The 12498-nt window shown below is 51.7% G+C and carries 14 protein-coding genes; 8 read left to right on the forward strand and 6 right to left on the reverse strand.

What is annotated here, in order from left to right; translation table 11 throughout:
• Positions 1-201 precede the first annotated feature (201 nt).
• A complete protein-coding gene (gene ssb1, locus AAF463_RS01695; RefSeq protein ID WP_192236001.1) occupies positions 202-756 on the forward strand; it encodes a single-stranded DNA-binding protein SSB1 in 555 nt (184 codons plus the stop codon).
• 72 nt (positions 757-828) lie between these two features.
• Here ssb1 and AAF463_RS01700 read toward each other — a convergent pair whose 3' ends face one another.
• The 3 genes from AAF463_RS01700 to AAF463_RS01710 all read right to left on the reverse strand — a co-directional run bounded on the left by AAF463_RS01700 (position 829) and on the right by AAF463_RS01710 (position 2330).
• Positions 829-1290, reverse strand: coding sequence for an RES family NAD+ phosphorylase (locus tag AAF463_RS01700; RefSeq protein ID WP_350261422.1), 462 nt, complete (start codon positions 1288-1290; stop codon positions 829-831).
• A complete protein-coding gene (locus tag AAF463_RS01705) occupies positions 1287-1730 on the reverse strand; it encodes an antitoxin Xre-like helix-turn-helix domain-containing protein (RefSeq protein WP_101763056.1) in 444 nt (147 codons plus the stop codon). The genes AAF463_RS01700 and AAF463_RS01705 overlap by 4 nt, the downstream gene beginning before the upstream one ends.
• Before the next feature lie 72 nt (positions 1731-1802).
• Positions 1803-2330, reverse strand: a complete 528-nt coding sequence (locus AAF463_RS01710; RefSeq protein ID WP_210081825.1) for an isochorismatase family protein — start codon at positions 2328-2330, stop codon at positions 1803-1805.
• 121 nt (positions 2331-2451) lie between these two features.
• On the opposite strand from AAF463_RS01710, the gene AAF463_RS01715 reads away from it, so the two are divergent.
• Together AAF463_RS01715 and AAF463_RS01720 are read left to right on the forward strand one after the other, a co-directional pair.
• Positions 2452-3282 carry an AraC family transcriptional regulator gene (locus tag AAF463_RS01715; RefSeq protein ID WP_101763054.1) on the forward strand — a complete coding sequence of 277 codons (831 nt, stop codon included), beginning with the start codon at positions 2452-2454 and terminating at the stop codon, positions 3280-3282.
• Positions 3283-3354: 72 nt separating this feature from the next.
• On the forward strand, positions 3355-4308 hold the full coding sequence (locus AAF463_RS01720) for a DMT family transporter (RefSeq protein WP_350261423.1): 954 nt from the start codon (positions 3355-3357) through the stop codon (positions 4306-4308).
• A 933-nt stretch (positions 4309-5241) separates the two neighbouring features.
• Here AAF463_RS01720 and AAF463_RS01725 read toward each other — a convergent pair.
• Positions 5242-5637, reverse strand: coding sequence for an IS3 family transposase (locus AAF463_RS01725; RefSeq protein WP_008109970.1), 396 nt, complete (start codon positions 5635-5637; stop codon positions 5242-5244).
• Between the two features lie 526 nt (positions 5638-6163).
• Between AAF463_RS01725 and AAF463_RS01730 the strand changes: the two genes are divergently transcribed.
• Both AAF463_RS01730 and AAF463_RS01735 read left to right on the forward strand, forming a co-directional pair.
• A complete protein-coding gene (locus AAF463_RS01730; RefSeq protein WP_101763052.1) occupies positions 6164-7420 on the forward strand; it encodes a polysaccharide biosynthesis C-terminal domain-containing protein in 1257 nt (418 codons plus the stop codon).
• 8 nt (positions 7421-7428) lie between these two features.
• The gene (locus AAF463_RS01735) at positions 7429-8379 is read left to right on the forward strand and encodes an ATP-grasp fold amidoligase family protein (protein ID WP_101763051.1); all 951 of its coding nucleotides are present in this window, start codon (positions 7429-7431) and stop codon (positions 8377-8379) included.
• Between the two features lie 55 nt (positions 8380-8434).
• On the opposite strand, the gene AAF463_RS01740 is transcribed toward AAF463_RS01735, so the two are convergent.
• Both AAF463_RS01740 and soxS read right to left on the reverse strand, forming a co-directional pair.
• Positions 8435-8716, reverse strand: a complete 282-nt coding sequence (locus AAF463_RS01740) for a YjcB family protein (protein ID WP_008109973.1) — start codon at positions 8714-8716, stop codon at positions 8435-8437.
• A 255-nt stretch (positions 8717-8971) separates the two neighbouring features.
• Positions 8972-9403: a superoxide response transcriptional regulator SoxS gene (soxS, locus tag AAF463_RS01745; RefSeq protein ID WP_036649992.1), complete on the reverse strand. Its 432-nt coding sequence runs from the start codon at positions 9401-9403 to the stop codon at positions 8972-8974.
• Between the two features lie 98 nt (positions 9404-9501).
• On the opposite strand from soxS, the gene soxR reads away from it, so the two are divergent.
• The 3 genes from soxR (at position 9502) to AAF463_RS01760 (ending at position 12395) form a co-directional block, all read left to right on the forward strand.
• A complete protein-coding gene (gene soxR / locus AAF463_RS01750) occupies positions 9502-9978 on the forward strand; it encodes a redox-sensitive transcriptional activator SoxR (protein ID WP_101763050.1) in 477 nt (158 codons plus the stop codon).
• A 43-nt stretch (positions 9979-10021) separates the two neighbouring features.
• Positions 10022-10687: a glutathione S-transferase gene (locus AAF463_RS01755; protein WP_101763049.1), complete on the forward strand. Its 666-nt coding sequence runs from the start codon at positions 10022-10024 to the stop codon at positions 10685-10687.
• Between the two features lie 358 nt (positions 10688-11045).
• A complete protein-coding gene (locus AAF463_RS01760; protein WP_350261424.1) occupies positions 11046-12395 on the forward strand; it encodes an NCS2 family permease in 1350 nt (449 codons plus the stop codon).
• Positions 12396-12498 lie beyond the last annotated feature (103 nt).

The following is a 12498-nucleotide window of genomic DNA, read 5'->3' on the forward strand; positions in this document are numbered from 1 at the left end:
ACACTCGCCATGCCTTGCCAGCACGACCAGCAGAAACGGTCCATTATGGCACAAAAAATAAACTGAATAAATATCCAGTGTTTTTGCTATTCTGTCCGCCGATAAATTTTGGAATCCCGCTCTAAAGTGGGCACACGCCAATGTGACGTGATACAATTTTTCGCTTAGACTTTTAGCATCAACTCATCGGGAGACAGCAACATGGCCAGTCGTGGCGTAAACAAAGTGATTCTAGTCGGGAATCTGGGTCAGGATCCGGAAGTGCGCTACATGCCAAATGGTGGCGCGGTAGCCAACATTACGCTGGCCACGTCAGAAAGCTGGCGCGATAAGACAACCGGTGAAAACAAAGAGATCACGGAATGGCACCGCGTTGTGCTGTTCGGCAAGCTGGCGGAAGTGGCTGGCGAATACCTGCGTAAAGGTTCTCAGGTTTACATCGAAGGTCAGCTGCGTACCCGCAAATGGACCGATCAGGCCGGCCAGGATAAATACACCACTGAAGTGGTGGTTAACGTTGGCGGCACCATGCAGATGCTGGGCGGACGTCAGCAGGGCGCGAACGCAGGTGGCGCACCGGCGGGCGGCCAGGGCGGCGGCAATAACAATGGTTGGGGCCAGCCACAGCAGCCACAACAGCAGCCGCAGGGCGGTGGCAACCAGTTCAGCGGCGGTGCGCAGCAGCGTCCACAGCAGCAGAGCGCGCCTGCTAACAACGAACCGCCAATGGATTTTGACGACGATATTCCGTTCTAAAAATACAGAATGTAGTATCTGTTTAGAGCCCCGCAATGCGGGGCTTTTTATTGTTCAAAAAAGATATTTTTATTATTTAATCAATCGCTTATCGAATGAAAACGGCAGCTTTTTTATGCTCGACAGATAATCCTCAAATACCGTATGTTCCGGATTCAATATCGCATTATTTTCCATCGGAATAATGCTTGAGGGAATAATCAACGCTGCATCTTCCCCCGATTGAAGCCAACCTGTACCCAAATCCATAGTCGAAACCGGAGCCGGATCCTGTCGCCAATCGGTTGGCAAAAATGCTTCTCCAATATAGGAGACTTCATCGTCAGGAATCTCGATGCTGAATAAAGTGTAATCATCCAAAATCGACTCGTTCGAAACGTGCACCAGCACTTCAAGCGCAGCAAGTGAAACCGAGGTTGCGACATAAATGGTTGCGTGGCCTTTGTGATTCCAGCGGCCACCGTACTGTTTCGCACCGTTGCCGGTCCAGGCTTCAGAAGCGTATAGCGTTTTGGTTAGCCGATAGAAAATCACGAGAAGACACCATGCTCCAAACGGCCAATCAAATCGAGCACATCCAGTGCGCCGCTTTCAGTGGCTAGCAATGTAATAGGGGCAATGTTACCTAATCCTTTGACCGGCCGGCTTAACCATTGCGTAGCATCTTCTTTATTACCACCAAACAATTGAACGGCTGCATCCATCACTCGGACGAAGCGGGCTATGCGTTCGCTCTCATCGGGTGACAAGCTTTTACCTGCGCTTTTACGGCGGGCAATATTTCGCTCATTGATGCCAGTGACCTTCATAATTTCGGCTCTACTCATTGCCGACCAATGACGAATGTCATCAATCACCGCGACCGGCAAGCCCGCCTCAAGCATGCGAGTTAGCTCCAATCCGCGTGGGGGTAAGCCAGCAAAGCGCCAAAGTGCATTGTCATGTGATTTGCCATCAGGAATGTAGGCTCTCATAAAATTCTCCAGGTCTGACAAATGTCATACTCTATTATTGACACTTGTCAGAAGTTTTCAATAGCAGAACCTCTAATGCGGTCGCCATTCCCGCAATAACGCTTCCGTCTCACGTACCAGCACCGGGTTGCCCGGCATAATCAAATCGGCCCACACTTCGTTGTGCTGATTAATTTGCTGTTGTGCGGAAACATAGGTGCGGTCGGCGGTGGTATGCGCATCGGCGGCGACGGTGATGTGATAGCCGAGGCTGGCGCCGACTTTGATGGTGGTATCGACACAGTAATCGGTCGCGCAGCCGCAAATAACGAAGCTTTTAATACCGCGTTGGTCGAGTTGAGCGGCGAGATCGGTTTGCCAGAAACTGTCGCAGGCGGTTTTATTGACAAAGATGGCGTTGGCCGGCTGATTCAACTCGGGGACGATGGCCCAGCCTGCTGAATTGACCTCTAAACCTGGCCCAACGTGCTGGATGAAGATCACCTGATCGGCCGCAGCGGTTAACTGATTGATCCGCTCGCAGCGTCCGGCACGATCAAAACGCGGCGATGCCAGCACGCCATTTTGCATATCCACTACCACAACCACACGATTAGCCATTTTGATCTCCTGTTAAGTTTTGACAGTGTCCGGTGAACTCGCAACGAGGTAAAGCAAATCCGCTTTGCATTTATCGCCACTGCCGCGCATGCTTATAAGCGATTTTTCCCGGAGGTGTGTCGTGAAGGTGGTTCCTGAAATCTTTCCTTGTGAGCAAGATCGTGCGCAGTTTCAGCATTTTGCTGAGCTGCCGGGCATCGAGCTGTATCAGGCGCACATCTCCCGCTACGCTTTTGAACCGCATACCCATGAAGCCTTTGGCATCGGCACTATCGAATCGGGCGCCCAGCGCTTTCGCTATCGCGGAGCCAGTTACACCGCGCCGCAGCATTCGCTGGTGATGATGAATCCTGACGAGCTGCACACCGGTGAATCTGCCTGCGACGAAGGCTGGCGTTATCGCATGATCTATATCGATCCGCAGGAGATGGATCGTCTGACCGGCGATCGTCATTGGTGGTTCACCGATGCTCTGCGCACCGATGCGCGTCTGGCGCAGCCGTTTTCTCAATTGCTGGCGCAGATGTGGCAGGCGGAAACCCCGCTGGAGCGTGAAAGCATTTTGCTCGAACTGCTGGAGTTAATGCGTCCGCTGGCGCGTCAGGGACAGCAGCGACCTGTCGAAGGTGCACATCGCTTTGATGCGGTAAGAGACTATTTGCGTGAAAATCTCGCCGAACCGGTGCGCCTCGAAGAACTTGCTGCGCTGGCATCACTGTCGCCGTGGCATTTCCTGCGCAGTTTTAAACAACACTTCCACGTCACGCCGCATCAAATGCTGATGGCTTTTCGTCTGTTCGCAGCAAAACAGCAGCTGGCACGCGGCGACAGTGCGGCAACCGTCGCGGCATCGGTTGGTCTTACCGATCAGGCTCATCTCACCCGCGCCTTCGCGCATCGCTACGGCATCACGCCGGGCCGCTATCAAAAACAAGTGTTCCCTTCACGCTAACCGCAATCTGCTACAAGCCTTTAGCCTCCACCTGCGTCACACTGCAGCGGAATGCATATAAAGGAAGAGTTTATGTTTGCTGGAATACTGTTTGCGCTGGCGGCGGGACTGATGTGGGGATTGATCTTTGTGGGCCCGCTGTTAATACCGGATTATCCCGGCACCTTGCAATCGGCCGGACGCTACGTCGCCTTTGGTTTGGTGGTGTTGCCGCTCGCCTGGCTGGATCGCCGTCGTTTGCGTCAGCTGGCACGCAAAGACTGGATTGAAGCGCTGAAGCTGTCGCTGATTGGCAATTTGCTCTATTACGCGTTTCTCGCCAGCGCGATTCAACGCACCGGCGCGCCCATTTCTACCATGATTATCGGCACCTTGCCGGTGGTGATTACCGTGACGGCCAATCTCTGTTATGGCCATCTTGAAGGGCGCTTGCCGTGGCGTAGATTGACGCCAGCGTTGCTGATTATTGCTGTGGGCCTGGCTTGCGTGAATGCCGCCGAACTCCAGACGCAAGGCCCCGATTTTGATTGGTCGCGCTATCTCACCGGTTTAGGGTTAGCGGTTCTGGCGGTGGCATGCTGGACATGGTATCCGCTGCGTAATGGTTTATGGTTACGCGCGCATCCCCAGCACAAGCCATCCAGCTGGGCGACGGCACAAGGTTTGGTGACGCTGCCGCTGGCAATAGTGTTCTATCTATTAGTCTGCGTGCAGCTTCACTGGCAGCAACCTGCATTTGCGCTGCCATTCGGGCCGCAGCCGCAACGCTTTCTATTATTGATGTTAGGTATCGGGCTGATTTGCTCATGGTTGGGCACGCTCTGCTGGAATGCGGCCAGCCAACGCGTGCCGACGGTGATCATGGGGCCGCTGATTGTGTTCGAAACCTTAGCCGGTTTGCTGTGGACATTTCTGTGGCGACAAAGCTGGCCGCCGCTGCTAACCGCGCTTGGCATTGGTTGTTTGATTATTGGCGTGATCTACGCGATGCGTATTAAACCCGAGCCGCGCATCACTGCGGTATAGGTCATCAAAATAGGGCTGCTGAAAAATCATTTCGGCAGCGTACTACGCTGTATTTTAAGAATTTGACTAACCCTTTTCACACGCCTCTTCGCCCATTCAGGCGCTCAGCTAGCTGTCGATATAACATTTTGGCTAATTGCAGTCCTCTTTTTAGCGCTGATTTGTCATAAAAAGTCATACCGTTTCGTCCGGCGCATGAGTGTTTGACCGTATTAAGGCTTCCTGAACCTTCACGAATCTCCGATCTTCCTGGCTATCGCAGGCCCTAAAGCGGAAAAAACCGACGTATTAACGCGCAAAAACATGCATCTAACCTACCGTTTATTGCCATTTGGCACTGAAGATTGGCACTTGAAAACCACTTTTTGCTTAAGGGAATCGAGAGATGTTAAGAAAGATTCCATTAACCTTTGGCAAAAAACCATTAAGCGTAGCGATGAATAGGGTGCAGGAATTTAACTTATTTCCCGCTTTTTGGCCGTTATTGTTTAGGGCAGGTAACCTTTGTTATCAGGATTATTCCTGGCAACAGAAGAGGGAGTTATGGTCTACGCGCGTCAAACGATTGACGAATCGATCTCAGAACAGATCCAGATGAAAACAGAGGTTGTGTGTGAGCGGTTACACGCGGTTGTTCATTAATGCTTAACAGAACTATCCGCATTCAGGACTGATGATTAATGTTGGTAAAGTAATGATCGAAGCGCCAATCTCACCGAAATGAGATTGGACTTCGTTAGAATGGCTTGAATAGAGAGACTTTTGCTGATGTGAATCTATTTTACCGCAAAAAAGGAAGCAATTCCGCGATGGTATTCATCAGGAAAAATTGGTGCGAATTGTTATGTTGTGAACGCCGTATTAAATGATCTTCATATCTTCTGGTAAGAACAAATCTCAGCATTAGGTCAAATAACATCGGCCTTAATGGTATTAGCGATTATCTGTACCTGCAGGATAATGATAAACGCTACGGCTAATATCCAGTAAACGGCAGCTACGACGGGTACCTATGTCGAATGTCGTTTGCAGAAAGTTAACCGCCTGACGCTTTTCATTGGTGGTGAAGAAGTTTTTCAATACGCTTTGCAGCATCTCTTTATCGGAACTCAGTGATTGCAGCTCACGCGTGAGGTTAAGTAGCTGATCTTCCAGCTCCTTGATTTTTCTACCTTCTTCGGAAGAGAGCCCAGAAAACTTCTTCTTCCAGCTATAGAAAGTGGCCTCGGAAATGCCAAGCTCCTCACAAATCTCCCTGACTTTCACTCCCGTTTCAGAAGCTTTAATGGCATTTGTGATTTGCTCTTCGCTATATCGTGACTTTCTCATAAATGCTATTACCTTTCTTATCAATTAGTGGATGAGAATTACTGTATTAATATCTGGCACTGCAAAAACACTATTAATGCAGTATTAAAGTGCGCGATTTGAATTGCGAGGGTTAAATTAAGATATTTAGAAGAAATATCATCATGGGATAAATCTTATTTTATTCCGAATGGCATTGAACGCCTTCCTGGCTTTAGGTTTTTGATATAAATTCTCTCCATCCCAAATGCAGAAAAATACTACATTCATTGGAAAATCGGCATAAACCACTTGCAGAAATGTCAGGGTATGCCAGTAAACGTTTGCTTAGAATTTAGGCTGAAATCGTTTACATCCACCGAGTTTCGCACCGGATATAATCGGAATTTTCCTGAATATAATTCCTAATTGCTGACGCGAGTCTCATTTTTCGGACCAGTTTGGTTTGAAGTTAATAAATTAAGTCAGGCCCACTGAGCGCTTGTTAATTCATTTCAAGGACGTTGTACCGAAAGTTGTTGTAGTTCGTAATACTAAGGATCAGTCAATGAAATTGAGCGTAATGTCGAATGCCGCCTGGATGATGTCTGAAAAGATCGTCTCCGTGTTCGGCGTCATATTTGTGACCTCCTACGTGGCAAAATCCTTTGGTCCAACCATCTTTGGCCAAATGGCGTTTTCGACCTCACTGTTTTCCATGGTGCAGACCGTGGCGATTTTCGGTACGGAAACCATTCTGTTTAAACGTATCAGTAAGAGTGCACCGAAAGGGCTACGCCTGATGACCGTAGCGCGCAACATGCGCATGGTTTTGCTGTTGCTCACATCGCTGCCCGTCTTGATTTGGGTCTGGTACAACATGCAGGAAAACTTCCTCGCTTTTGCACTGGCCTCGTTTATTTCTTCGGTTTTCGTGACGCAGGACACCTTCAGTGTCTACAACAATGCGCGCTTAGCGTCGCGGCTGAATACCATCGCCAACTCTGTCGGATTGCTGCTGGGCTTCAGCTTAAGTTTCGCCATTGCCTGGCTGCACCTCAATCCGCTATGGCTGACCGTTTCGATTGTCGCCGTCACGTTGGTGCCGTACGTCATTAAGCGTTTTAACTTTTATCGCGAAAATCAGGATGTGGCGCCGCCGCAGGATAAGCGCAACACCTACCTGCGCTATTTGTTGTACGCCGGATTGCCGCTGGCCATTTCCAGCATCTTTATCTCGGTGCAGGTGAAAGCGGCACAGATGTTCCTGGCAGGCATCGCCTCAGCGCGCGATCTTGGGTTGTTCGCCGCCGCCAATACCATTTCGGCCTCCTGGATTTTTATCCCGGTCGCCATCATCACTTCCTGCTTTTCGGAAATCTTCCGTGAGCGTGGAGAAACCGCCATCAAGCTGACAGCACGGCTTAATGGTTATGTCATGGGTGTTTCATTGTTGTTGTTAGCGGTGATCGCGATGTACGGCGAAAAAATCATCATCGCTTTATATGGTCACGAGTACACACAGTCAGGAAGTCTCATTACGTTGTTGTCGTTAGCAACCTGCTTTTCGGCGATGGGGACCGTGGCGTATCGCTACATGGTCAAAGAAGGCGGGTTTAATTATCTGTTGAAGAAAATCGTTTGCCTGATGGTCATCAGCTTGCCGCTGTCGTGGTGGCTGATCCAGAGCTACGGCATCATGGGTGCCGCATGGAGCGTTTTCATCTCAGAATTGCTGTCTCTTACCGTAATGAATTACTTCTTCAAAAACGGCGTCATCCAAAAAATCCAGGTTTCCTCACTCAACTACAAAACCTACAAATGAGGTCAGATATGCTCAAGTTGAAAGATGAACTCAGAAGAAGCGTTCAGTACTTCATCAAGAAGATGCCCTGGGCATACCAGGATCGTATCTACTATTTTCACAAGTTCCGCAAATTGCCTAATCTGCGCGAGCCGAAAGTGTTTAACGAGAAGGTGCTGTATCGCAAATTCATCCATGGCGATTATCAGATTTATGGTCGTCTGTCGGACAAATATTCGGTGCGTGAATATATCGCCGAGAAGGTGGGCAGCGAATACCTGATCCCGCTGGTTTACGAGACCAGCGATCCGAGCTCATTGCACACGCTGCCGAGCTGGAAAAATACCGTTATCAAGCCGAATCACGCCTCCAACATGGTGGAGATCCTGCTGGAAGAGCCGGATGCGTTGAAGAAGCAGCAGATTATCAACGATTGCCATCGCTGGCTGAAGACCGATTTCGCCAACGAAGCGCGCGAGATTCACTATCGCTACATCAAGCCACGCATTCTGGTGGAGCAGTACATTGGCGATGGTAAATCGGCACCGATTGACTACAAGTTCCATATGTTCAACAAGCGCGACGGTAGCTTTGAGTATGTGCTGCAGGTGATCTACAACCGCTGCAATCCGCTGTTGTCGATGAACTTCTACGTCAACAACCTCAACGAGGCGTATCACAAAATTCGTGATACCGGCCTGGACGTGACGCCGCAAATGGCCTCGTTGCAGCACGCGTTGGCGTTGAGTAAAAAGCTGGCGAGCGATTTCGATTATGTGCGCGTGGATTGGTACATCGATAACGAGCAGATCTACTTCGGCGAATTAACCTTCACGCCGGGCGCGGGTTTGGTGACCGGTCTGGATCGCGGGCTAAATCAGATGATGGGTGATATGTGGATTCAGGATCGTCGCGGTACGAAGATACCGGGCATCACGGTGGCGGAAGTGACCATTCCGGCCGTATTGAAGAAAATTTAGAATCACACAGCAAAATAAAAAACCCCGCTTCGGCGGGGTTTTTTATTGGCTGCGATTAAGGCATTGGCCAATCGGTTGGCGTCTGGCTCATCACTTCGATAAAGGCGTTTTTGGAGATTTCCATAAAGTTATGCAGATTTTCCATGCTCAGCGTGATACCGAGCAGGCCGGTCACAAACCAGCAGGACATGCCAACGCCGATGCCACCGCACAGCAGCGCCATCACGTGGTGACTGTTCTGACGCAGTCGAATTTTCATGGTGCTGGCGAAGAACATCATTACCGCACTCAGGAGTTCCCAGCGCATTACAATCAAACTGGTGGTTAGGGTGGCCATCTGCAAAAACCTCTTAGAATCAGTGATATCCCCGACATTCAATCGACATCACTGGCGGCTAAGAAGGAAGGTCAGGGAAGTCCTTCAGGCCGTCTTACTGAAGACAGAAAAGTGTGACTTGGCTCACATTATATCACTCGATTTTAAATTTTGAACAAAATTTATACCGGGTCAGGTAGAAAGATTTTTATCGGAAAGAGAGGGGGAAGGCGGGGAGTGAAAAGAGGTGCGCCCGCAAGGGGCGCGCAGAGAGGGTTAGCTAACCGGGCAGCACTCGCCGGTGGTACGCTGGGCAAAACTAGTCATGTTGTTGTCTGCACAGTCAAAACTGAGCAAGCGCGGACGCTGAATCATCGCCTGGCGACGCATGGTATGACGATAAGCGGTTGGCGTTTGCGAGAACTGACGGCGGAACACGCGCGAGAACGTCTGCTGCGAGTCATAACCGTATTGCATCGCGATATCGAACACCGGACGCTGGGTTTGACGCAGCGCCTCAGCGGCCAGCGTCAGACGACGTTCGCGAATATAGCCACCCAGCGTTTGTTTCGTGACGGCACGGAACATACGCTGCAGATGCCATTTTGAGTAACCTGATTTTGCCGCGACTTCATCAATTGACAGCGCTTTATCCAGATTCTGATCGATCCAGTTGGACAGCGAATGAATGATTTCCTGTTGCATCATAGCCTCATCCTTCTGATGTTTTTTGCCTGGTAAGAAATTCGAAGTTTTGCTGGGGTGCGAGTATAATTCCTCAAGTTAACTTGAGGTAAAGGCCCTAAATGAAAAAAGAACGCAATTACCCGAAGCCGGTTTTGACGCCGGGTGAAGTGGCGAAGCGCAGCGGCGTGGCGGTGTCGGCACTGCACTTCTATGAGACCAAAGGATTGATCTGTAGCTCGCGCAACGGCGGCAACCAACGTCGCTACAGCCGTGACGTGCTGCGTCGCGTTGCCATCATCAAAATTGCACAACGCATTGGCATTCCGCTGGCGACGGTGAGCGACAGCCTGACGCATGTGCCGGCTAATAAACGGATGTCGACACAAGAGTGGGACGCGCTGACGCAGCACTGGCGCGAGGAGCTGGATAAACGCATCGAAACCCTCACGCGCTTGCGTAACGATCTTGATGGCTGCATTGGCTGCGGCTGTTTATCGATGCGCGATTGCCCGCTGCGTAATCCCGGTGACCGGCTGGGCGAGCAAGGTTCGGGCGCGGTGTTACTCGATCCGGAACAGGACGAGCAAAAACGCTGATCGACTATACTTGGCGGAACACTTTTACCGGCAAGGAAACCGTATGATCACCGTTCACCATCTGGAAAATTCCCGCTCGCATCGCGTGTTATGGCTTCTGGAAGAGCTTGCGGTGCCTTACCAAATCAAACGCTATCAGCGTGAAAACAGCCTGCTGGCACCCGATTCCTTAAAGAAAGTGCATCCGCTGGGCAAATCCCCGGTGATTACCGACGGCAATCGCGTGATTGCCGAGTCAGGCGCAATTCTCGAATACCTGCAACTGAAGTACGACAGCGAGCATCAGCTGACGTTGAGTCATGAAGATGAGCAGATTCAGGCGCGTTACTGGCTGCATTACGCTGAAGGTTCGCTGATGCCATTGCTGGTAATGAAACTGGTGTTTGCGCAGTTTGGCAAAAAGCCGGTGCCGTGGCTGCTGCGTCCGGCCGGCATCGCCCTGAGCAAAGGGATTCAGAAAGCCTGGCTGAATAAACAGCTGGCTCTACATGGTCGGGTAATTGAAGAGCATCTCACGCAGCATGCGTTTTTTGCCGGTTCACGTTTTAGCATCGCCGATGTGCAGATGAGCTTCCCGCTGCTGGCGCTGCAACTGCGTGGTTCCCTGAGCGATACGCCCGCCACCGCCCGCTGGCTGGAAACCATGCAGCAGCGCGCGGCCTGGCAGCGGGCGATCCAGCAGGGCGGCGCGATTGAATTAAGCAATTGATTTATCGAATCTCGTACGCATCGTAGCGGCGCAATTTATTGCGCAATATATGGACGGGCACGGAGCCGCCATTTATGTGCGCGATAAATCGCGCCGCTACAAATTGTGCATGCCATTGCGACACGCCTAAAGGCGAACAATCGCCTGGATTTATCCTGTCATGCCCGTGATTAAGAGTTGAAAACCCCAGGGCAAACGCCAGATAATCGTTTGCCTTTTTTCCGCGTCCCCCTTTACGGCCTGGAATACGCGGCGACGTAAACGTTTGCCTGGATTTTCATCATGAAAAACCGCCATCAGGGAACGGCAAACGTGCGCCGTGCGGCGACTCACATCACAAAAAAATTGAGGAAGAATTATGTCTGGCGAATCGCGCCCGGCCAGTGGAAAACTGGACGCCTGGTTCAATATCTCTGCACGCGGCAGCAGCGTGCGTCAGGAAGTATTGGCGGGTCTGACAACGTTTCTGGCGATGGTGTACTCCGTCATCGTGGTGCCCGGCATGCTGGGCAAAGCGGGCTTCTCGCCAACGGCGGTGTTCGTCGCTACCTGTCTGGTCGCCAGTTTTGGATCGATCATCATGGGTTTGTGGGCCAATCTGCCGATGGCGATTGGTTGCGCCATCTCGCTGACCGCCTTCACCGCGTTCAGCCTGGTGCTCGGCCAGCACATTAGCGTGCCGGTGGCGCTTGGTGCGGTGTTCCTGATGGGCTTGCTGTTCACGCTGATTTCGGTTACCGGCATCCGCGCATGGATTCTGCGCAATTTACCGATGGGCGTGGCGCATGGCACCGGCGTAGGTATCGGCTTGTTCCTGCTGCTGATCGCCGCTGACGGCATTGGTTTAGTGGTGAAAAATCCGGCTCCGGGCTTGCCGGTGGCGTTGGGTCAATTCGCTTCGTTCCCGGTGATCATGTCGCTGGTGGGACTGGCGGCGATTTTTGGTCTGGAAAAACGCCGCGTGCCGGGCGGCATTCTGCTGACCATCATCGCCATCTCGATTCTCGGCCTGATTTTCGATCCGGCGGTGACCTATCAAGGTCTGTTTGCCATGCCGAGCCTGAAGGATGCTAACGGGCAATCAGCGATGTTTAGCCTCGATATCATGGGCGCGCTGCAACCGGTGGTGTTGCCAAGCGTGCTGGCGCTGGTGATGACCGCGGTCTTTGATGCCACCGGCACCATCCGCGCGGTCGCGGGGCAGGCGAATCTGCTGGATGAAGAGGGGCAGATCATCAACGGCGGTCGTGCGTTAACCACCGATTCCGTCAGCAGCCTGTTCGCCGGCTTGGTCGGCGCTTCGCCAGCTGCGGTCTATATCGAATCGGCGGCGGGCACGGCGGCGGGTGGTAAAACCGGTCTGACGGCGATTGTGGTGGGTTTGCTGTTCCTGGTGATCCTGTTTATGTCGCCGCTGGCCTATCTGGTTCCGGCTTACGCGACCGCGCCGGCGCTGATGTACGTTGGCTTACTGATGCTGAGTAACGTGGCAAAAATCGACTTCAACGATTTCGTTGATGCGATGTCCGGCTTGCTGACCGCCGTGTTCATCGTGCTGACCTGCAACATCGTCACCGGCATCATGCTCGGCTTCGCTTCACTGGTGATTGGACGCCTGTTTGCCGGTGAGTGGCGCAAGCTGAACGTGGGCACCGTGGTGATTGCTGTCGCGCTGGTCGCGTTCTATGCCGGTGGCTGGGCCATCTGACCTGAAAGTTGAATAATTCCAGGATTATTCGCTTTCTGCATCACGCCGCACATCGGGTTGCTCCGCTGTGCGGCGTTTTGTTTTACACTTTCCCACGCAACAA

Origin of the sequence: Pantoea sp. BJ2 (assembly GCF_040255075.1) — a bacterium.
In the GTDB taxonomy this organism is placed as follows: Bacteria; Pseudomonadota; Gammaproteobacteria; order Enterobacterales; family Enterobacteriaceae; genus Pantoea; species Pantoea leporis.